This window comes from Dictyoglomus sp. (assembly GCF_049968615.1).
GTDB classification, from domain to species: domain Bacteria; phylum Dictyoglomota; class Dictyoglomia; order Dictyoglomales; family Dictyoglomaceae; genus Dictyoglomus; species Dictyoglomus turgidum.
On the sequence record NZ_JBMFQK010000001.1, the window covers coordinates 373,226 to 394,703 of the forward strand.

Consider the following 21,478-nt stretch of genomic DNA (forward strand, 5'->3'; position numbering starts at 1 on the left):
AAATGATTATCACAGTAGTAGATCACTATCCTAAAATACCTAATCCACCTAAGGAGCCAAAACTAAGAAAAGCTATTCATGCTTATGACCAAGGCAAAATTACAAAAGAAGAATTAGAAAAAATATTTGATGAGGTAACCCAAGAAGTTATACAAGAACAGATTTCGGCAGGAGTAGAGTTAATAACCGATGGACAAATAAGATGGGAGGATGGACAAAGCTATATTGCTAAAAAACTTGACGGAGCTCAAATCGGAGGACTTATAAGGTATTTTGATAACAATACTTATTATAGACAGCCAGTAATTGTGGGTGAAATAAAATGGAAAGAACCAATTGTTATAGAAGACTGGAAAAAAGCTCAAAAATGGGCAGGAAACATTCCAGTAAAAGCAGTACTTACAGGACCATACACTATGGCAAGACTTAGCAGAGATGAGCACTACAAAAACTTTGAAAAACTTGTAAAAGCCTATACCAATGCCCTTATAGAAGAAACTAAACTTCTTGAAGAAAACAAGGTAAAATACCTTCAATTTAATGAACCATCTATTCAATACTATCCTGAAGATATAGACCTTTTCATAGATGTATATAAAGAAATGAGAAAATATTTTTCAGGAAATTTAGCTATATACACTTATTTTCATACAGTAATTCCCCTCAAAAACAGAATTAAAGATCTTCCAATAGACACTTTTGGCATTGATTTTGTATCCAGGAAAGAAAACTTTGAGATACTAAAAGAATTTCCTAAAAATCTTGCCTTAGGTTATGGAATAGTGGATGCAAGAAATACAAAATTAGAAACTCCAGAACAAATCGCAGATCTTATAAAACAAGCTTTACAATGGATATCAGAAGACAAACTTTTTGTAAATCCAAGCTGTGGTCTTGAATACCTACCCAGAGAGAGAGCATATGATAAACTGGTAAATCTTGCAAAAGGAGTAAATTTAGTAAGAGGTGAGAAAAGATGAAAGAGATAAAACTACCCATATTACCTACCACCAGTGTGGGAAGTTTTCCTAAGCCAGATTATTTGGTGAAGGCAAGAAACCAATACTCAAGAGGTTTAATCCCTTATTCTACTCTCCACGAATTAGAACTAAAAGCCACAGAAGAGGTTATAAAACTTCAAGAGGAGATAGGAATAGACATATTGGTACATGGAGAAATGGAAAGAGGCGACATGGCAACCTACTTTGCCGAAAATTTAGAAGGATTTACCATAAGTGGCCTTGTAAGGTCCTATGGAAATAGATATTACAAAAAACCTATTGTGATAGGAAAAATAAGAAGACCAAAACCTATAACTGTAGAAATGTTTAAATATGCCCAGAGTCTAACTAAAAAGCCTGTAAAGGGGATGTTAACAGGACCTTACACCATAGCAGACTGGTCCTTTAACGAATATTATGACAATAAAAGGGATTTAGTCCTTGACCTTGCAGAAGTGATAAATCAGGAAGCTTTAGACTTAGAAAAGGCGGGAGCCTTATTTGTACAGATAGATGAACCTGCTGTTCCAACCCATCCTGAGGAGATCGAGATTGCAAAGGAAGCCTTTAAAATTACTACAAGAGGTTTAAGAAGTTTCCTTATAACCCATATTTGTTACGGTGATTTTAGACCTATATGGAAAGAAGTAGTAAATTTTCCTGTACATCAATTTGATCTTGAATTCACTAATAATGCTGACAAACTTTATCCTCTTATAGAAAAAGAGGGTTTTCCAGAAGAAAAATATGTTGCCGTTGGGGTTATTGATGTACACTCCCACAGAATAGAAACAGTAGATGAGATAAAAGCAAGAATAAAAGAAGCCTTAAAACATTTTAGCCCAGAACAGGTATTTATTGATCCCGATTGTGGCTTAAAGACAAGAACCTGGGAAGAAGCAAAAGCAAAGTTGGAAAATATGGTTAAAGCGGTAATGGAGGTAAGAGAAGAATTAATAAAACAAGGATATCCTTCTGAAATCACTATAAGATTAGAGCTATGAGCGAAAAATATCTATTAGAACAATGGAATTTTTGGTTAGATGAACTTTATAGTTACTCTATTCTCAGAAAGTTTATTCTTGATGAGTGGGGATTTACAGATAGAAGGGAAGATATTGAAACTTTATCAAATTTAGAGGTTATAAAACTTGGGGAGAGATGGAAGAAGATTTCTCTCCCCGTATACTTTATAAAAAGAGTTAAGTTAAGTAGAGAGGTGTCGGCTCTCCCTCTTTATATACATCTTGATGTAGGGGGAGAGGCATTTTTATTTTTAAACAATATCCCCTACGCTGGTATAAATCCCTATCACCAAGATCATAAAATTCCCTACAAAGAAGAATATCTCTTTTTAATAGAGGCAGTTCCCAAAGGGCTTTTTGGGCAAAATCAAAAAAACCCTATTTTCAAAGAAGCCTATATCTATCAGAAAGATGAAGAATTATATCGTGCATGGCTTACTTTTTATCTCATAAGAGAGTTTGGACTTGCCTTAGAAGACACAAATAAAGAACTCCAAAAGAAAATCCAAAATATTTTAGAGGAGACCCTTGGAAAAATTGATTTAATAAGCTCTTATTCTGAGTTTATGCTAAGAATTCAAAACACCAAATTTACTATGGACCTTATAAATGGACTTTGGAGCCAACCTGAATTTGAAAATATTGAAAAACCTATACCTGAGGAGCTAAAAAAATCTATTACTCATTATTCTCAATTGGCATTAAAAAGGCTCTCTGAATTAAAAAATGAATATCCTAACATGGGAGAACTCTATGCCATAGGGCATGCTCATATAGATTATGCTTGGCTATGGCCTCGAGAAGAGACCATAAGAAAGGCACAAAGGACCTTTTCTACTGTTCTCACTCTTATGAAGAACTATTCAGACTTTGTCTTTCTTCAAAGTAGTGCCCAAATTTATCAAGATATAAAAGAAAAAAATAAATATCTTTTTGAGAAGATAAAAGAAAAAGCAAAAGAAGAAAGATGGATAATTGAGGGAGGAACATGGGTAGAAAATGATTGTCAACTTCCTTCTGGAGAATCCTTTGTAAGGCAATTTCTCTATGCCCAAAAATTTTTTGAGAAAGAATTTGGGATAAAATGTAAATTAGCATGGCTTCCTGATACTTTTGGCTTTAACCCTAACCTTCCTCAAATCCTAAAAAAGTCAGGTATTAAATACTTTGCAACCACTAAACTAACTTGGAATGAAACCAATACATTCCCCTATGATCTTTTCTTATGGAAAGGAATAGATGGAACAAAGATTGTTGCTCACATCTTTGGAAAACACTGCGGCTATAACGGAACCACAGATATTAAAGAGATTATAAAAACCTTTATGGAATTTCAACAAAAAGACTTATCAAACTCTCTTATCTACTCCTATGGATATGGAGATGGCGGTGGTGGACCTACTTTTGAAATGATTGAAAGGCTCAATCTTTTAAAAGATTTTCCCTTAATTCCTAAAATAAGAAAGGAAAATCCTATTAAGTTTTTAGAAAAAATAAATGAAGAAAAACTTCCTATATATTATGGAGATCTTTATTTAGAGCTTCATAGAGGAACCTTTACTACACAAGGAAGGATAAAAAGACTCCACAGAATAGCAGAAAACCACCTAATAACTATTGAGAGTTTAGCTACCCTATTTAATGCTCTTGAAAATACTTTATATCCTAAGGAAGAAATAGACAAGCAATGGAAAAAACTTTTAAGGAATGAATTTCATGATATTCTTCCAGGATCCTCCATAAGAGAAGTCTATGAAGATACAGAAAAAGAACTTAAAGAAATCCTTGATTTTAATATCAATTTAACCTCAAAAGATAAGGGAGATTTCCTTCTCATATATAATCCAACTTCCTTTCCTCAAGAATTAAATTTTGAATTAGATTCTAATCAAGATTTGACCCTAGTATACAAAAATAAAGCTTTGCCCTCTCAAAAAACTTATGACAAAAAAATGTTAGTTTACTCGAGAGACGTATTAATTGAGCCTTTCAGTTTTATAACCCTTCAAGTTTCAAAAGAGGAAACCTACGAAAAAATAAGTACTGATCTCATTATCGGAGAAGATCATTTAGAAAATTCTTTTCTCAAAGTAAAAATAAATGGAGATGGAACCATAAACGTTTTATATAAAGACTTAAACAGAGAAGTTTTTAAAGAAAGAGGAAATCAAATATTTGCATTTCCAGACAGACCCAGATATTGGGAAGCATGGGATATACCTTTAGAATATGAAAAATTTGGAAAAGAGATAAAAGACGTAGAAAAAATTGAGATAGTGGAAAAGGGACCTTTAAGAGCCCAAATAAAAGTTGTAAAAAAATATAAAAGTTCAACAATAACTCAATACTACACTCTCTATGCCTATTCAAAAAGATTAGACATTATCAATGAAATTGAATGGCACGAAAGAAGAACTATGCTTAGAGTTTATTTCCCTATAAATATATTTACTCCAATTACTCAATACGAAGTTCCTTATGGAATTTATTGGAAACCTGTACACAAAAATACCTCCTGGGAAAAAGCTCAATTTGAAATCCCAGTACAAAGATTTATTGATCTATCCCAAAGAGATTTTGGGGTAAGTATAATCAACAATGGAAAATATGGTCATAGTATTGACGAAAATATTATAGGAATTACCCTCTTAAGATCTCCTATAACACCTGATTATATGGCAGACATAGGTATCCATAACTTTACATACTCTGTTTTTCCTCATTTAGGAGGCTTAGATGAATCAACCTTAAAAGAGGCAGAAGCACTTAACAGACCTTTGTATATTATGGAAATATCTGAAAATAAAGGAGAAAAAAGATTTTTAAGTTGGGATAAAAGAAACGTTATTATTGGAGCGCTTAAAAAATCGGAGGATGAAGAAGGAATAATTTTAAGATTTATAGAGTATCTTGGAAAAGAAGAAGAGGTTGATATAAACTTTGATATTCCTATCAAAAAAGTTTATGAAACAAATCTTTTAGAAGAAATAGAACAAGAAATACCCCAGAAAAACTCTTGTTTTAAATTGCATTTCAGACCCTTTGAAATAAAAACTATTAAAATAATTTATTGAATTACGTAAACTTTTGTGGTATAAAAATCAAAAGAATTTTCCCTTTAATCTTTTTCACTTTTTTAGAAGTTATTTTTGTAAGTGTTGTAAAGTTGAAGGTATAATTTTCCAAAATGGCAATACATATAAACTAATACCCAATATAAAATACGAGGACATCCCCCAAAATCTCCTTACTCAAAAGAACATATATTACAAAGATAATTACTTTTATGTTTATACTTTAACGAAAAGCTCACTAAACTCAGTAGAGCTAATATTTAGTTTTGACATAAAGGATTTAAGAAACAAAATTATAGGTTCTGCTGTTTCTTTTTCTTTGCCTCTTCTTACTCTTCAAATATTCTTTACTATGCTTTTCTACTATTCCATGAAATATACCTACGTGAAACCCCTTGAAAAATTAGCCGAACAAAATAAATAGAAAAGACGAAATCGGAGATTTAACCCGAAAAATCATAGATAAGGCTACTTCAACAAAAAGGAAGCAATCCAAGTATACTTCTTCAGTGTATCTCTGACTTAAATATGGCAAAAAAGCCTGTGGACGTAGCAAGAGTAGTGGCTAAACTTTGTAATGGAAGAATTTTATCAAGATTTTCAAATAATTAGTAGAGAAGAAGCAAAAGAGATAATTGATATACTTAGTTTTGGTCATGATAATAGTTTTTATACTTCAAAGGATATAAAACTATTTGCTTATAATATCCCAGAAGATTATCTTCTCATACCTTTAAAGAGAAATGAAAAATTATACGGATTTGTGGGATTATCAATGCCCTCTTCCTATGACTTACAGGACACTATACTTTCGATCCTGTATCATCTTACTATATCTCTTGAAAACTCTTTTCTTTATGAACACACTGAAAAGCTTTCCTGTATTGATCCTCTTACAGGAGTATACAATAAGAGAAAAATTGATGAGATCTTAGAAAATGAGATAAATAGAGCACTAAGATATAACCGTCCTTTGAGTCTACTGTTCATAGATATTGATCATTTTAAAAACATCAATGATATGTATGGACATATAATAGGAGATAATTTTTTAAAGGAACTTGCTCTTTTTCTCCTACGCAACACAAGAAACATAGACAGTATAGGTAGATTTGGTGGAGAGGAATTTGTTTGTATATTACCTGAAACAGACCTTGATTCAGCTTATAAAGTAGGAGAAAAGCTAAGAATTAGATGGAACATAGAAAGGCATATAGTACCTATAAATGTTCAAGAAAAAACAGGAACTTTAAGTATAGGGATAGCAAATTCACCTATTCACTCTCAAAACCCCAGAGAACTTTTAATATTAGCAGACAATGCCCTTTACAAAGCTAAAAGGGAAAGAAATAAAACATCAATCTTTGAAAAATTCTAAGAAAATTTCCTCTATAACTTTTTTAGGGTTTTCAATCTTTCCTTGTAAAAATTCTCCCTCTTTACTCCCTCTCCATCCATTTCTAAAAAGAAAAGATAAAATACTATTCCAAAGATCTTTCTCTACACTTCTTCCAAATACAAATCCCTGCCCCTGTGGATTAAATAAAACCCCTACTACTTTATCCTTTACAAAAAGCCCTTGAGCTACGTATTTTAAATCTCCTATTTCAAGATCCATCATTCTTGCAACAAATTTATATTCTTTAAATTCCTTTGTCTCTTTTAACAAAGCCTCCAACCTATAGGAATTCAATTCTTCTTTAAGCTTTCTGATCTGCTTTTCTAAGTTATCAGCCTTTGACAAGAGCATATCTACTCCTTCCACAATATTAGGATTCCCTAATTTTTCCTTAATAATTTTGTATTCTTTTTCCCTTTTCTCAAGCTGTTTGATAATTCTCCTGCCTGCTACAAATTCCACCCGCCAATATAGATTATTCTTTTTGTAAAAATCTAATATCTTTAATAATTTTAGTTCTCCTAAACTTTTCACATGAAGACCCCCACAAGGATTTACATCAAGACCTGGAATCTCAACAATTCTTGTACTTTCATCCTTCCAATATATGGAAATAGAGATATTTCTTCCGATATACTCATTAACCTTTCCTTCCACCTCTTTAATAAAACCCTCTGGATCTAACCCTTTATATGGAATCTCAATCTTTGTATGATCTTCAAAAACTTGAAAACCTGTAGTCTCAAGAGAATAATCTTTCTCTAAAATAGCAGAGAGAAGATGCTGGGCAGTATGCTGTTCCATATATTCCCTACGAAGATCTATATTTATAAAGAGATCAACAATTTCACCTATTTTAGGAAAATTTTCCCCAAATATTTTACCTTTATGCCATATTACCCCGTCTTTTTCAAAGACTTTACTTACTTCAAGCTTCCAGGCTTCTCCCACTATTTCTCCTCGATCCGAAGGTTGTCCTCCACCCTCGGGATAAAAGATGGTCTCATCCAAGCTTAAGAGAAGAAAATCTCCTTCTTGTTTTATATCCTCAATCCTACTCTTCCAATTAAAAATTTCTGAATCTTCGTAATAAATTTTTCTCGTTCTCATGGACTCAATTATACATCAAATAAAAAGCCCCTGCTACTTTTTTTCACAGGGGCTTCCCTTTTTCAAACCATCAAAATTTTGATAATTTAAAATCTTCTGTTATGGCTTCTGCTAGAAGAAGATCTTCGCTCTTCCTTAGGTCTTGCTTCGCTTACAACAATCTTCCTTCCATTGAATTCATAACCATTGTAAGAATCAATAAGTTTTTGTGCTACCTCTTCTGTGGTCTCCACAAAAGCAAATCCTTTGGATCTTCCAGTATTACGATCAGTAATCAATCTAACACTTTGGATCTCTCCTTCTCCTCCGAAAAGTCCCTTGATGTCCTCCTCGGTGGTCTGCCACGATAGGTTGCCTACATACAGTGTCTTAACCAATTTAACGTACCTCCTAAAAAAATTTATTCTTTAATTATACACTTATTATTTTTTTTGTCAAATTTTATTGTGCCTGAGCAGGAGCAGGCGTAAATACTGATTCTGTAAGCTTTACAGTTATGCTATGATATCTCTCTCCAAAATAATTAGTATCCCCTTTACAAATATAGTCCCTTTCTATCTGACCATTAATTGAACCACTTAAAGTATTTGTATTTAAATCAAGAACAAAATCTAAATCTTTTCCTTCTCCTTTTAAAATATCCAGATTATTCTTGAAATTCAGGCTTCTCATAGAATATTCCTGAATTACTCTAATTTTTATGGGTACCTTTGTATTTTTGCTACTCAAGGGAATCTTTAAAAGCCAATTAGAATCAGCAATACCGTCACCATTTCTGTCAGGTATTACAGTGCTGAAAATCTCTCCCCCTATTTCAGCTTCCACATAAAACCTCTTCGAAGAGATATTAATCTTTTCATTTCTTGCAGTATAAGGAGTTATTCCCCTAATATCCTTTACCACCAACCAGACGGTTTTATCTTTATAGACAGGCTCATTTAGAGAATAATTGAAGAGAGAATATTCATAAGAAAATCCATCCCATTCATATATTTGTGCCTTAAATTTTTTAGACCCTACAAGATAGTTTACTTTTACAAAGAAATATAAATCTCCTGATAAAGCATTTAAACTATTTCTTCCAAAAGCAGAGATGTCAAAAAAGGAATTATATATGGGGTCTTGTAAAACTAATCCCAAACTGCCTCCTAATTCAAGACTGTCTTTCAAAATAGTAAGTTCACCACCCATTCCTGCAGAAGCCACCTTATAATCAATCCCAACTTCTGCAAAAGCTTTTGTGTCTATGGATGGCTTTACACCTATAGAACAATTCAAACTATCCAATTTAGAATTTAATTCCAATATTATGCCGCCTCTTATACCAAAAATTCCTGTTATGCTAAAAGGTCCCACAGGAGCAGTAATAGGAAATCCCCAGTCTACATCATATTTTAAGTTTTCCTTTAAACTATAACTGACATTAAAGTTTTTTGAATATTCCTTATTTCCCAGAATGTACACATTTAATTTAGCATCATTATTACTATTTCTTGCCGAATTTAGATCGGCCTCAATCTTTATTAGCTCAGCTTTACGCCCTAAAACCCTGGCTTCTGCTAAAGCATAGGCGTTTGTTAATACTTGATCTTCTCTTCCTTTCATCTCCAGATTTGCAAATATATTAATATTAAAATTATCATCCCCTAATGGTAATTCCCATTTTCTTGAAAAATTATAGTCCTTAAATTCCTTTAGAGGTTCTTCCTTCTGAACAGGCTCAAAAGTAGCAAAAGGCGTAATACTGTGCATAAGTTTTCTTTGCATTTCTAAATCTTCTCTTTTTATTAAAATCCTTTGAATTACAATTTCCTCTTCTTTATCCCTTAAAGAGTATCCATAATCATTTAATTTCTTCTCAATATCATTTATTTCCTTTAAGAATTCTTCTCCTGTAATTTTGTTTCCATTTTCTAAAGTTATTATCTGGTCCTTAGTTATTTTAAAAAAGCTATAATTAAAAGGCTTAAAAGCAATAGGAGTCTTTTTAATAGTAATTATCTTAATATTAGAAGAGCTAAGTATAAGAGGAGTATTTAATCTCACCTTTATACTCTTAATATTTGGAGATATACTCGGTACATTAAAACCTTCTTGATTGCCTTCTGCAAAGCCTAAAAAGAGGAAAACAAAAAGGATGCCAATTAGAATTATTTTCTTCATAATAACCCCCCAGTTTTAAAGATAATTTAATATTAAAACAATTATTTTAAAAAATCAATAAAATTTTAGGGAGTTCTTTTTCTAATTCTTCTAACAATATGATTGGTTAATTCTTCAACAGGTTTTGATCTTTCCTCGGAGATTTTGGGAATAAAGATTCTTGAAAAAGTAAATCTCAACATACCTGAGAGAATAAATATTAAATGATACTCCACAAGATGAATATGGAGAAGACTATTTATGAAATTAACTATTGAAGGAGCAACATACTCTATAATGTAGCCTCCAAGAATAAAAGATATAGCATTGATAATACCCACAAACAAATTTAATACTGCTATATAAAAAGACCTGTTTTCGTTAGGAGAAAGACCCAATGCTAAATTATTAAAAGAAAGATCAATACCAGGCCAAAAAACTCCTGCAAAGATTTGTACGAGTATCACAAAGAACAACCAATTATTGGGAGTAGTAAAGCACCATATGTAAGGTAAAAAACTCACAATAAAAGTACTTATTTGAAGAACAGGCTTATTCCCAAATCTATCTATTAGTCTTCCCAAAATTCTTACCGAAAGAATAGTAGTAACATTGCTAATGATCTGTACATAAAGAGCTATATCAAAGTAACTCATTTTTAGGTACTTTATCATGTATAAATTAAAATAAGGAGCCGAGATATTCAGAGCAAAGTTCCAAAGAACAGCAAATAATAGAAAATGAGAAAATTTAGGATGAGTTATTGATTCCTTAAAGAGTTTAGCAAAATTAACATTTGAAAAATCATTTCCCCTCATAGGAGGATCGTATACCCATATGAAGCACAAAATATCAAAAATTCCCAAAATTACTGCAAATATAAATACTACTGCAAAACCGTAAAGATCAGAAAATCTATCAAGAAACGCACCAATTAAAAGACCACTTATCAACGAAACAAAAGTTGCAAGCATACTTCTATGACTAAAAAACCTTCCCCTAATCTCTATGGGAACCAAATCCCCCATCCAAGACATAAAACTTACATTTATAAAAGCACTACCAATAGCAGTAATGCTTAATAAAAAAACAATGCTTGAAAAAAGAACATTTTTATCGTGGACAAAAAAGGGCAAAATTACCACTAAAAGCCATGGAAGTCTTTGAATAAATCCACCTAAAAAGAAAAGAAGTTTTCTCTTTCTTGTTTTCTCAAGTACATATGAGGCAAAAAGTTGTATAGCACCACCAAGAACAGGCATTGCCAACATAACTCCGTATAAAAGATCTCCAAAACCAAGCTCCTTAGCAAAACCTGCTATTGGTGCTCCTTGGGTAACATTAAAGAATATAATACCAAAGCATACGCCAAGTATTACAAGGCTCAAACTTTTTCTTAATTCTTTATCCTCAACAAAACTTATATCAAATAAATTCCTTACTCTCATAAGAAAAAATTATATCAAATTTACCTCTTTTAAAAACTCCTTATCGGAAAAAATAGTTTTGTAATCACCTACTTTCAAAATTTTCTTTTCCTCGTTCATAACAAAAATTCTGTCAAAAAATCCATTTACCATCTGTAAATCATGAGTTGCAGTAATTATAGTTTTACCAGCAGCTCTTAACTCCTTAATATAGGAAAGAAGCTCTCTAACACTTCTTGGATCAAGTTCATTTGTAGGCTCATCCAAAAGAATAATATCGGGCTCTATTATAAGGAGCGAGGCAAGAGCAACTTTTTTCTTTTCACCTTCGCTCAATTGAAAGGGGGACCTTTTCAAAAGATTTTCAATCCTAAACTTCCTACTACATTCATAAATTTTCCTTTCTATCTCGGAGTCAGAATAGCCAAGTTGAAGAAGCCCAAAAGCAAGCTCGTCCCTTACAGTAGGGGAAAATAGAATAGCATCTACATTTTGAAAAAGTAAGACCACCTTTTTTCTAAAATAACGATTAAAATTAGGGTCCTCAAAACTCTTTTCCCTAAGCTCTCTTCCCTCAAAAAAAACTTTTCCTTCTTGAGGAAATAAAAGACCATCAAGAATTTTTAAAAGGGTAGATTTTCCTGATCCATTAGGACCTAATATTCCTATGCTTTCTCCTTCTTTTATCTCAAGGGATATAGAATTTAAAGCCAACCTTTCAGGAACATAATAGAAACTTACATCTACTAATTTAAATAAAATTTTCGATCCATCCATATTAAAACTCCAATTATTAAAATTTCCATTATTATAGGCAAAAAGTCCTTTATAGTATATTTTTCTCTCTTAATAATAGGATGAAACTCTTTACCAAAACCGCGAGAAATCATTCCTTGAGATACTTCCTCCGAGAGCATTCTTGCCTTCATAAACAAAAGTCCAATAGCAGAACCAATAAAAGAATATTCCCTTTTGTAATTAAACTCAATAGTTCTACTTTTTTTAGCAAGAAAAATATCTTGAGCTAAATTAGCAAAAAAGAATATGTATCTGTAGGTCATATAAATAATAGCGATAGCCAAAGAAGGAACTCCAAGCATCCTCAAACCCTTTACTATATTTATCCAAGGAGTAGTGAAGAAAAGAATATTTGCTAAGGAAATAGAGATCAGAACTCTAAATATCAACCTAAGGGCGACATAAAGCCCTTTATGGGAATAACCTATATTAAGAGTTTCAGGATTAAAGAAAAGGTAAGGAATAACAATAAGAACTGTAAAAAATAATACAAAACTAAAAGAGCGCTTCATGAATTTCCTTAAGTCTATCTTCAAAAGATAAGCAAAGATTAGTAAAAGAAAATAGGCTAACAATAAAAAACAAAGATTGTGAATAAGACTTACTCCAATTAAAGACAAAATTAAGATTACTATTTTTATATCGTCTTTCACATCCTTCCAAAAATCCGGAGTCTCTACTACCTCAAAGAATAGAAAGTCCTTTACTATTCTGTTTATCTCATATAAAGTTTTATCTATAAAATTATTCATTCTTTTTCTTTTTTACACTCCACCTTCCTATCACATAAGTTATAAGTATAACAACTAAAACCCCAACTATTCCACTGATTATATATCCAATACTTTGATACAAAACATCCTTATCCTCCCAACCCTTTATATTATAGTCAGGAAATAAAGGTTTTGCGAGAGAAGAAAGTTTTTCTATTCCCTTTGGCACATAACCTATCATCTCTTTTAACTCTTCAGGTCCCCACTCTCCCCATGCAGATCCAGCATTGAGAAGAGTAGGCAAAATAATACCTATGGGAGACAAAAGTACAAGAATTAAAATACCTATAAACAATCTTTTCCAATTACTCATTTTTTATCTCCCCCTATTTATTTTCTATTTTTCTTAAATAATAAAGCGCAGCCATTGTAACTACAGCTTCCACAATACCAAAAATTAAAAGATGCTCTACCATCATCGCAGGAATAGCAACTTTCAAAGGATAAGGACAATAAAGAGGAAGCCCATTAGCATCCTTTGCTATATAAGGTTGAATACCAAGCTCTATAGCAGTAAGCAAAGCAGCCACATTTATCCCTACATATGCTCCAATTCCTGCAGAAATAATTTCTCTTTTAGAACCTAAATTTGCCTTCCCTTTCACAAGCTTATAAACATAATATCCTAAAAAAGGCATAACAATTGCCATATTAAAACAATTTGCTCCAATAGCAGTAATTCCTCCATCCCCAAAAATCAGTGCCTGTATTATAAGAACAATAGAGGTAACAAGAGTTGCAGTCCAAGGTCCAAGAAGTATAGCAATAAGGACACTCCCTACTGCATGCCCTGTGGTTCCTCCGGGAATAGGTATATTGAACATCATAATCACAAAAGAAAAAGCTGCAGAGATAGCAAGAAGGGGAACATCTTTTTCTTTTAAAGATTTTTTTACAGCATTATAAGCTTTAGCCCAAAAAGGAACCATTAAAACAAATAGACTTCCATAAGTTTCTGGCCCTAAATAACCATCAGGTATATGCATTACCCACACCTCCGTGTATTATAAATTTTAAAAAAAGTGCTACTAAAAAACTAAAAAATTATATATCAATATATTAAAGGCGTAAAGAAAAAAATCTGAAGCTAAATAATATCAGTTATGGCAATGTTTGTATGTCTTACCCACTTAAGAGAAGATAGCTCATCATAAAGTCTTTTTATCTTTTCAACTTTTCCCCTTACAAGTATCACTTCCATACAATTTTTTTCATCAAGATGAACATGCAAGGTAGAGATAATTACATCATGGTAATGATGCTGTATGTCCGTCAACTTTTCAGAAAGTCCATAAACATCATGCTCATAAATGAGGCTTATACTTCCTGCTACCTTTTCTTTTTTTAAATTCCATTTTTCCTTTATAATATAATCTCTTATTAGATCTCTTATAGCCTCTGATCTACTATTATATCCTTTATCTTCTATTATTTTGTCAAAATTTTCTAAAAGATCCTCCTCTATAGAAACCCCAAAGCGAACAATTTTAGCCATGTCAAGCTCCCAGTAAAAAATCTTTGAATAAATTATAACACATGAAAATAAATTATTTCACAATTCATACTTTTTAAGTATAATATTTTAAAAACCAATTGAGGTGAAGCATATGAAGGAAAAATTAGAAGAACTTAAAAATTTCTTAAGAGATTGTAAAAAAGTAGTAGTAGCATACTCGGGAGGTGTAGATAGTACTTTCCTTTTAAAAGTTGCAAAAGACACCCTTGGAGACAATGTATTAGCGGTAACCCTTATAAGCCCTATTTTCCCAGAAAGAGAAATTAAAGAGGCAAAAAGAATTGCAGAAGAACTTGGAGTAAGGCACATAATACTGAAAAATGACGAGCTTTTGAAGCATGAAGAGTTTATTAAAAATCCTCCTGAAAGATGCTACATATGTAAGAAATATAATTTTCAAAAAATAATTGAAGTTGCAAAGGAAAATAATATAGATTGTGTGCTTGATGGGAGCAATGTAGATGACCTAAAAGATTATAGACCTGGAAAAATGGCTCTTAAAGAGTTAGGAATCTTAAGCCCTCTTTTGGAATTAGGATTTTCAAAGGAAGAAATTCGAAGGTTGTCAAGAGAATTTAATCTTCCCACCTCAGAAAAACCATCCCTCGCCTGCCTTGCCACAAGAATCCCTTACGGAGAAAGGATTGAGATAGAAAGGCTAAAAAGAATAGAAGAAGGAGAAGATTATTTGACTAAATTAGGGTTCAATCAGGTTAGGGTTAGAGACTATAAAAACATGGCAAGAATAGAAATAGAGGAAGAAAACTTCTCTTTGATCCTAAAAAAGGATATAAGGGAGAAAATTATCAGAAAACTTAAGGAGCTGGGATATAAGTATATAACTCTTGACCTTGAGGGATACAGAACAGGGAGCATGAATCAAGAAATTAAAAAATAGGAGAGGAAAATTTCCCTCCCCTTAGGAAGTTAAACCTAACTCTTTATGTTTTAAATAGATAGCATCAGCAAGCTCATCTAATAATTTAAAATCTTCTTTCTCAGGAAGTCCTTTAACAAGCACAGGATTTAATATTTCTACATTCAAATTTGTAAGATTATTCTTTAAGATTTCAAGAGTTCTTCCACCCCATCCGTAAGATCCAATTATGGATACAAACTTTGCCTTTGGCTTAAGAACATTTGCAAGGTAAGTAACATAAAGAGCCTTTGGATGAGGTCCAGCAAGTACCGTAGGAGTTCCCACTATAATGGTTGCAGCATCCACAAGTGCCATAGCTATCTTTCCAATATCAGCAGTGGATAGATCAAATATCTCTACAGCAATTCCTTTTTCAATAAGTTTATCTGCTAAATAATCCACCATTATTTTCGTACTATCATGCATAGAAACATAGGGAAGAACTACTATATTTTTAGGATCTTCACTTATCCAATCCTTATAAGCATTAATAATAAAATTAGGGTTATTATAAATAGGCCCATGACTTGGAGCTATTAAATCAATATGAAGTTCTTTAATCTTTTCCAAATTTTTCTGAATTATACTACGAAATGGCATCATGATCTCGGCATAATATCTTTTTGCAGCCTCATAAACAATTTTTTCATCCTCCACATATAAACTTGAAGTAGCATAATGGGAACCAAAAAGATCACAGGTGAAAAGAATTCTATCTTCCATAAGATAACTTACCATGGTCTCGGGCCAGTGTACCCAAGGAGTATATATAAACTTTAAAGTTTTATCTCCAAGAGAAAGCTCTTCACCATCATTCACTGTAATAAATCTATCATCAGGTATATGTAAATGGGACTTAAGAAGCTCCTTACCTTTTGGATTGGTCACTACCTTAGCTGATGGATATTTTTCTAAAACAAAAGGAATACTTCCTGAATGATCTTGCTCGGCATGATGGGATATTACATAGTCAATTTTAGATATATTAGAAAAATAGGAGAATAGTATATCTTTTTTAGTGGGATCAACAGTATCTATCAAGGCAGTTTTCTCACTTCCTATAACTAAATAGGCATTATAACTGGTACCATCAGGCAAAGGAATAAGAGAATCAAACAGTGTCCTGTTCCAATCAGGCACTCCCACATAATAAACCTTTTCCTTTATTTTTCTTGGTTTCATTCTCATCCCTCCAATTTATACTTTTTAGATATACTTTTCGAAAATAATTATAATACTAATAATACAAAATTGCAAAAAATTTTCAATAAGGAGGAACAGCTTCTGAGGGATTAAAGGGTAAAAAGGGAAGGAACATCTTTGTTCCTTCCCTAAGCGGTAAATCCTCCATCAATGGAGATAATACTTCCAGTCATATACCCTGCCTCATCACAAGCAGCAAAAAGTATAGCAAAAGCAATCTCTTCCTCTTTACCCAATCTTCCTATAGGACGTCTTTCAGACATCTGCTTTAATACCTCATCAGCATTAGGCAATTTCTTTAACCTTTCTGCAAGTCCTTGAGTAAAAGTGGTTCCTGGACATACCGCATTAACTCTTATGTTTTCTCTTGCATAGTCAATAGCCATAGATTTTGTCAAAGAAATAAGGGCTCCCTTTGACATACTATAAACACATCTTTCGGGAATTGCCTTCAATGCTACCTCTGAAGATACATTTACTATTACTCCTCCACCTTGTTTTTTCATCTCAAGAACAGCATACTTTGAAAGGAAGAAGGGACCTTTTACATTCACAAGCATGGTCTTATCAAAATCTTCTTCAGAAGTATCCTCCACCTTACCATATACCACTATTCCAGCATTATTAACCAGGATATCTATCTTGCCAAAATTTTCAACCACTTCTTTTATTATCCTTTCGGCATCCTTAGGAGAGGAGACATCTCCCAAAATAAAAATAGCTTCACCACCATTATTTTTTATGATTTCAACAGTTTCCTTACCTTTTTCTTCCGAAATATCATTTACTGCTACCTTTGCTCCCCTTTCTGCAAACATAATAGCAGTTTTTCTTCCAATACCAGAACCTGCACCAGTAATGAGAACTACCTTACCCTTAAAGTTCATCTTTTCTCCCTCCTATTTTCCAAAGATTAAGTTTGGGATAAAGAGCACAAGACTTGGGAAGAAGATCAAAGTAACAATCGCAAGGACTACAGCTAAAAGAAAAGGCCAGGATTCTTTTAAAAACTCCTCTAAGCTAACATCCAGAATCGTACATACCGCATACATGGCAGCACCTACAGGAGGGGTAAAATTACCTATAGCACAAGTCATAACAAAGACAAGTCCAAAATGTACAGGATCAATACCAAGCTTAATAGCGATGGGGAAAAATATAGAAGTTAGCATCAATATAAGAACAGTAGCGTCAATAAAACATCCAGCAACAAGAAGTAAAGCAATTAAAATCAAATAAAAAATGTAAGGATTAGTTGTTATACCTAAAATCCAGCTGGAAATTATTTCTGGAATTCTCTCCCAAACAATTCCATAGGAAAATATATTGGAAAAAGCAATTAAAGACATAGTTGCACCTATATCTATAGTAGAATCTCTAAGAGCCTCGATGAAATTCTTTAAAGTCAATTCTCGGTATGCCAAAATCCCTACAAACAATGCATATACCACACATAAAGCTCCAATTTCAGAGGGAGTAAAGAGTCCTCCTCTCAATCCCACAATAAGTATTACTGGAAAGATTATAGCCCAAATACTCTTTATGAAAGAAATTCCAATTTCCACAATAGAAGCTCTCTTTTCTCTTAAAGGTGCAAAATTTCTTATACGAGAAGTAATTGCAACAGTAATCATTAAAAATGTCATCACTAAAAGTCCTGGAATAATGCCTCCTGCAAACAATCTTCCTATGGAGACTTGGGCAATGGTTCCAAACAAAACCAATCCTATACTTGGAGGGATAGTTGGAACTTCAAGAGAAGAATAAACCAAAGCTCCTGCTGCATAACCCTTAGGAAGTCCCCTTTTTATCATCTCAGGTCCAAGCATTCTCGCTTCCATTGCTGCATCTGCAATAGCAGAACCTGATACTCCTCCCATCAAAGCAGAAAGGACACAAGTCACATGAGCAAGTCCTCCCCTTAAATGTCCTACAAGCACCATAGAAAGATCTATTAATCTCTTAGTAATACCAGTATAGTTCATCATATTCCCAGCAGTAATAAATAAAGGAATAGCAAGTAATGCAAAGTTAATATTTTGGGTTAAAGGCAATTGAATAGGAGTTGTTATTGGAATCTCTGGGTGTTGTAAAAAGAAAAGAAAACCTGAAATTGCTATAGCAAAAACTACAGGCATTCCAAGGAGCATAAAAAGGAAAAAGAAGATTATAACCAACAGCATAGCTATTTCCTCCATTTCCTCAAATTATTTATTTCGTCAATAATTTTTACTATGGTTGTTATTGCCAAAAGAAAAGAACCTACAGGAATACTTAAAGTAGCCCACATATAGCTAAAACCATACATTCCTTCGAAGGTTCTATATTTTTGGACAAAAGCAAGTCTAATCCCAAACACAATAAGATAAATTAAGAAAGCTAAAATAATAATGTAGTTAAAAATTTTTATATAACTCTGAACCCTTTGAGGAAGTCTTTTAACTAAAAGATCCACATTCATAAGTTTATCTCTTCTATAAGCAGCATCCATCGCAAACATTGTTGCCCAAGCAAAAAAGAAGCTTGCTAATGGATTAGCCCAATATATAGGACTTCTTAAAGTTCTTGAGACACCGGCAGAAAAAACCAATACTACAATTAAGACCAAAAGAATTTCTGCCATATATAGTTCAATCTTTCCTAATATCTCATATATTTTTCTCATTGCTTTTCAACTCCTCCTGTAAGAATAGAGAAAATTTAAGGGGGTCCTACATTGAACGGACCCCCTTGAAATTTTTCACCTACTTCTTCCTCAGCTCTTTCCAGATTCTATCTTTCACTTCTTTTACCTTTAATACTTCATAAGCCTTTTCTCCAGCTTTCTTAAACGCCTCAAGATCAATATCCTTTGTAGGGACGATTACCATACCCTTTTCTTGTATTAACTTCTTTACTTCTTCTTCTCTCTGGAACACAACCTTGGTTGTTTCAAGTCCTGCCTTATCGCATTCTTCTTCTAAGATCTTCTGATAAGTAGGTGGCAAGCTTCTAAACCATTTAGCACTAACAACCTCAAAGTTAATAAGGAGAATATGTCTAGTTTCATTCACATACTTTAATACTTCATAAAGTCTCATTCCTGGTATGTTGTTATATACTAGCTCTACACCATCTATAGCCTTTTGCTGGAGAGCAGGATAAACATCTCCAAAAGCAAGAGCAACTGGCGTTGCTCCAAGAGCTCTGATAGATTCTTGCCAAACTGGAGTTCCAGGAGTTCTTATTCTAAGACCCTTTTAAATCCTCGGGTTTTTTAATGGGTTTATTAGTCATAAAATGTCTGAATCCTTGAATCCAAGTAAAAGAAAGTACCTTAAAGCCATATTTCTCCTCAAGGGTCTTTAACCAATTATGTACTGTTGGCATCTTCTTTAACTTTGCCACCTCTTCAGGACTGTCCACAAAGTAAGGGCAATTCATAACACCAATTTCTGGCAAATACATAGCCATTCTTGCAGCATCGGTGTTCTGCCCTACATTAGCTCCCTGTCTAATCTGCTTCAATATATCCTCTTCAACTCCTAATTGAGCACTATGATAATTTCTTTTAAGAAAAATTTTTACAAAAATAAAAAATTAAAGTATATTTCTATGTTTAATTATAATATTATAGGGTGTAAAAATGTCAATAGAGTTATAAGATGAAAATTTTCTACAAAAGACCGGTAAAAAATTACTAATAGGAATCAAAAACAAAAAACTTTTATAGATAACTCATTATCCTTCTTGTAGTTTCCATTAATTTAGAAACATATTCTTCTGGCTTCATCTTCTCGTATTCTGGCCTTACTACCTCGGGAACAATATACCCATTAAATCCCCCATCTCTTAAATAAGTTAAAATCTGAACTAAAGGAATAACCCCTTCGCCTGGAAAAACTTGCTGATTTTCTTTTAGATAATATCTTGGAACGTTTTCTGCATCCTTTAAAAAAACAAATTTTATTTGAGAAAAATCCTTATCTCTAAATACATCAAAATCTTCTCCACCTAAGTAAAAATGAAAAGTATCAAAAGCTAAACTTAATCTTTCCCTCTCTTTTATTAAGTTCAAAACCTTATAAGCTTTACTTAAAGTGTTAACTACTGAGAAAGCATTTATCCTTATTACTATTAGCAAATCAATCTTTGATAAAGACCTTGAAAGATTTTTTGCAAACATCTCCAAAGCCACATTAAAGCTTATATTAGAGGGCTTCTCACAAGGATTAATAAGGAGAAAAGGAAGGTCTAATTCTTTTGAAAGCTCATAAATTTCTAAAATCTCCTTATTTTCTCCTTCTAAAGGGAGTTTGAAATCATGAGAGATTAACAAAGGCTTTATATCATTTCGTAGCAAAATATCCTTTATTTTCTCCTTATCATTCCCCTTTAAAAAATTGACCAATTTGTGATGATCAAAAATTATAAGTTTTGAATATTCCTTTATCAAATCTATTTCTTCTGTTAAAGAAAGACTTATCAAATTACTTCCTGTCCAGACTATCTCCATACTTTTTATTCCCCCTTCTCAATATTCATATATCTAATTCTAACACATTCTTGTCACAGACCTTATTCTATGCTAAACTATCCAAGGCACAATATAAAAACTACAATAAACAAGGAGGTAAGAGATAGAAATGAGAAAACCGGAAGAAATAAGACAATTAATACAAGAATTAAGTGACTATAAACATTCAAAATTATTAGATAGCTTTGGCCCAGAGTATATAAGGAGAGAAACAGCCCAAAGAATAATCTCTGTATTAAGGTGGGTTCTTGAAGATCCTGCAGTACAAATTAATTTAAAGAAAGAACAATAATAATTAGGAGGAGCTTATATTGAAAAAGGGATTCAAATCTACCTTTGATTGGGAAGAAAAATTAATTGCCTTTTATTATACAGCTCTTGAGAATTATGTTGATAAATTGGAACTTTCCGATAGGTTAAAAGATGAATTTGACGAGGAAGTAGATAGTGATGATTTAATGATTCTCGCTCAATTCCTTGCTTTAGCTACTAAAAAATTCTTACAACAAGAAGGTTGGCTAAAGCAAGAAGACGATTTTGATCTCTTCTTTCCCCCATCTCCATACATACATTAA

The 21,478-nt window shown here is 32.6% G+C and carries 21 protein-coding genes and 1 pseudogene; 7 read left to right on the top strand and 15 right to left on the bottom strand.

Features of this window, described 5'->3' with window-relative positions:
- The first annotated feature begins 2 nt into the window (after positions 1-2).
- The 4 genes from ACP5QL_RS01880 to ACP5QL_RS01895 all read left to right on the top strand — a co-directional run bounded on the left by ACP5QL_RS01880 (position 3) and on the right by ACP5QL_RS01895 (position 6,478).
- Positions 3-980 carry a methylcobamide--CoM methyltransferase gene (locus ACP5QL_RS01880; RefSeq protein ID WP_272995497.1) on the top strand — a complete coding sequence of 326 codons (978 nt, stop codon included), beginning with the start codon at positions 3-5 and terminating at the stop codon, positions 978-980.
- Positions 977-2,005 (top strand): methionine synthase, encoded by a 1,029-nt coding sequence (locus ACP5QL_RS01885; RefSeq protein WP_012584104.1) that lies wholly within the window; start codon positions 977-979, stop codon positions 2,003-2,005. Before ACP5QL_RS01880 ends, ACP5QL_RS01885 begins: the two co-directional genes overlap by 4 nt.
- Positions 2,002-5,100, top strand: coding sequence for an alpha-mannosidase (locus ACP5QL_RS01890; RefSeq protein WP_272995496.1), 3,099 nt, complete (start codon positions 2,002-2,004; stop codon positions 5,098-5,100). Before ACP5QL_RS01885 ends, ACP5QL_RS01890 begins: the two co-directional genes overlap by 4 nt.
- Positions 5,101-5,677: 577 nt before the next feature.
- Positions 5,678-6,478: a GGDEF domain-containing protein gene (locus ACP5QL_RS01895; protein ID WP_272995494.1), complete on the top strand. Its 801-nt coding sequence runs from the start codon at positions 5,678-5,680 to the stop codon at positions 6,476-6,478.
- Here ACP5QL_RS01895 and ACP5QL_RS01900 read toward each other — a convergent pair.
- The 9 genes from ACP5QL_RS01900 to nikR form a co-directional block, all read right to left on the bottom strand.
- The gene (locus tag ACP5QL_RS01900; protein ID WP_012584107.1) at positions 6,458-7,609 is read right to left on the bottom strand and encodes an alanyl-tRNA editing protein; all 1,152 of its coding nucleotides are present in this window, start codon (positions 7,607-7,609) and stop codon (positions 6,458-6,460) included. The two genes, ACP5QL_RS01895 and ACP5QL_RS01900, sit on opposite strands and share 21 nt — an antisense overlap.
- An 86-nt stretch (positions 7,610-7,695) precedes the next feature.
- Positions 7,696-7,986, bottom strand: coding sequence for an RNA recognition motif domain-containing protein (locus tag ACP5QL_RS01905; protein WP_012584108.1), 291 nt, complete (start codon positions 7,984-7,986; stop codon positions 7,696-7,698).
- Positions 7,987-8,050: 64 nt separating this feature from the next.
- Entirely contained in the window at positions 8,051-9,772 is a 1,722-nt protein-coding gene (locus ACP5QL_RS01910; RefSeq protein WP_428125101.1) for a hypothetical protein, read from the bottom strand.
- Positions 9,773-9,837: 65 nt separating this feature from the next.
- A complete protein-coding gene (locus tag ACP5QL_RS01915) occupies positions 9,838-11,199 on the bottom strand; it encodes an MFS transporter (protein WP_273334409.1) in 1,362 nt (453 codons plus the stop codon).
- 9 nt (positions 11,200-11,208) lie between these two features.
- Positions 11,209-11,955 carry an energy-coupling factor ABC transporter ATP-binding protein gene (locus ACP5QL_RS01920; protein WP_273334411.1) on the bottom strand — a complete coding sequence of 249 codons (747 nt, stop codon included), beginning with the start codon at positions 11,953-11,955 and terminating at the stop codon, positions 11,209-11,211.
- Positions 11,925-12,728 carry a cobalt ECF transporter T component CbiQ gene (gene cbiQ, locus ACP5QL_RS01925; protein WP_272995956.1) on the bottom strand — a complete coding sequence of 268 codons (804 nt, stop codon included), beginning with the start codon at positions 12,726-12,728 and terminating at the stop codon, positions 11,925-11,927. The genes ACP5QL_RS01920 and cbiQ overlap by 31 nt, the downstream gene beginning before the upstream one ends.
- Positions 12,721-13,062, bottom strand: coding sequence for a PDGLE domain-containing protein (locus ACP5QL_RS01930; RefSeq protein ID WP_012584113.1), 342 nt, complete (start codon positions 13,060-13,062; stop codon positions 12,721-12,723). The genes cbiQ and ACP5QL_RS01930 overlap by 8 nt, the downstream gene beginning before the upstream one ends.
- A 13-nt stretch (positions 13,063-13,075) precedes the next feature.
- Entirely contained in the window at positions 13,076-13,735 is a 660-nt protein-coding gene (cbiM, locus tag ACP5QL_RS01935; RefSeq protein WP_012584114.1) for a cobalt transporter CbiM, read from the bottom strand.
- 101 nt (positions 13,736-13,836) lie between these two features.
- On the bottom strand, positions 13,837-14,244 hold the full coding sequence (gene nikR, locus ACP5QL_RS01940) for a nickel-responsive transcriptional regulator NikR (protein ID WP_012584115.1): 408 nt from the start codon (positions 14,242-14,244) through the stop codon (positions 13,837-13,839).
- A 112-nt stretch (positions 14,245-14,356) separates the two neighbouring features.
- On the opposite strand from nikR, the gene larE reads away from it, so the two are divergent.
- Positions 14,357-15,163, top strand: coding sequence for an ATP-dependent sacrificial sulfur transferase LarE (gene larE / locus ACP5QL_RS01945; protein ID WP_012584116.1), 807 nt, complete (start codon positions 14,357-14,359; stop codon positions 15,161-15,163).
- Between the two features lie 21 nt (positions 15,164-15,184).
- Here larE and ACP5QL_RS01950 read toward each other — a convergent pair whose 3' ends face one another.
- The 6 genes and pseudogenes from ACP5QL_RS01950 to ACP5QL_RS01975 form a co-directional block, all read right to left on the bottom strand.
- Positions 15,185-16,366 (bottom strand): FprA family A-type flavoprotein, encoded by a 1,182-nt coding sequence (locus tag ACP5QL_RS01950; protein WP_012584117.1) that lies wholly within the window; start codon positions 16,364-16,366, stop codon positions 15,185-15,187.
- A gap of 149 nt (positions 16,367-16,515) precedes the next feature.
- Positions 16,516-17,274, bottom strand: coding sequence for an SDR family NAD(P)-dependent oxidoreductase (locus tag ACP5QL_RS01955; protein WP_012584118.1), 759 nt, complete (start codon positions 17,272-17,274; stop codon positions 16,516-16,518).
- Between the two features lie 12 nt (positions 17,275-17,286).
- A complete protein-coding gene (locus ACP5QL_RS01960) occupies positions 17,287-18,570 on the bottom strand; it encodes a TRAP transporter large permease (RefSeq protein WP_428125107.1) in 1,284 nt (427 codons plus the stop codon).
- 2 nt (positions 18,571-18,572) lie between these two features.
- On the bottom strand, positions 18,573-19,052 hold the full coding sequence (locus ACP5QL_RS01965; RefSeq protein WP_012584120.1) for a TRAP transporter small permease: 480 nt from the start codon (positions 19,050-19,052) through the stop codon (positions 18,573-18,575).
- 79 nt (positions 19,053-19,131) lie between these two features.
- A pseudogene (locus ACP5QL_RS01970) lies at positions 19,132-19,930 on the bottom strand (C4-dicarboxylate TRAP transporter substrate-binding protein); the annotation flags it as partial.
- Positions 19,931-20,093: 163 nt separating this feature from the next.
- A complete protein-coding gene (locus ACP5QL_RS01975; protein ID WP_012584124.1) occupies positions 20,094-20,882 on the bottom strand; it encodes a sugar phosphate isomerase/epimerase family protein in 789 nt (262 codons plus the stop codon).
- A gap of 130 nt (positions 20,883-21,012) precedes the next feature.
- Between ACP5QL_RS01975 and ACP5QL_RS01980 the strand changes: the two genes are divergently transcribed.
- Both ACP5QL_RS01980 and ACP5QL_RS01985 read left to right on the top strand, forming a co-directional pair.
- A complete protein-coding gene (locus tag ACP5QL_RS01980; protein WP_012548709.1) occupies positions 21,013-21,195 on the top strand; it encodes a hypothetical protein in 183 nt (60 codons plus the stop codon).
- A 19-nt stretch (positions 21,196-21,214) separates the two neighbouring features.
- Positions 21,215-21,478, top strand: a complete 264-nt coding sequence (locus tag ACP5QL_RS01985) for a hypothetical protein (protein ID WP_428125110.1) — start codon at positions 21,215-21,217, stop codon at positions 21,476-21,478.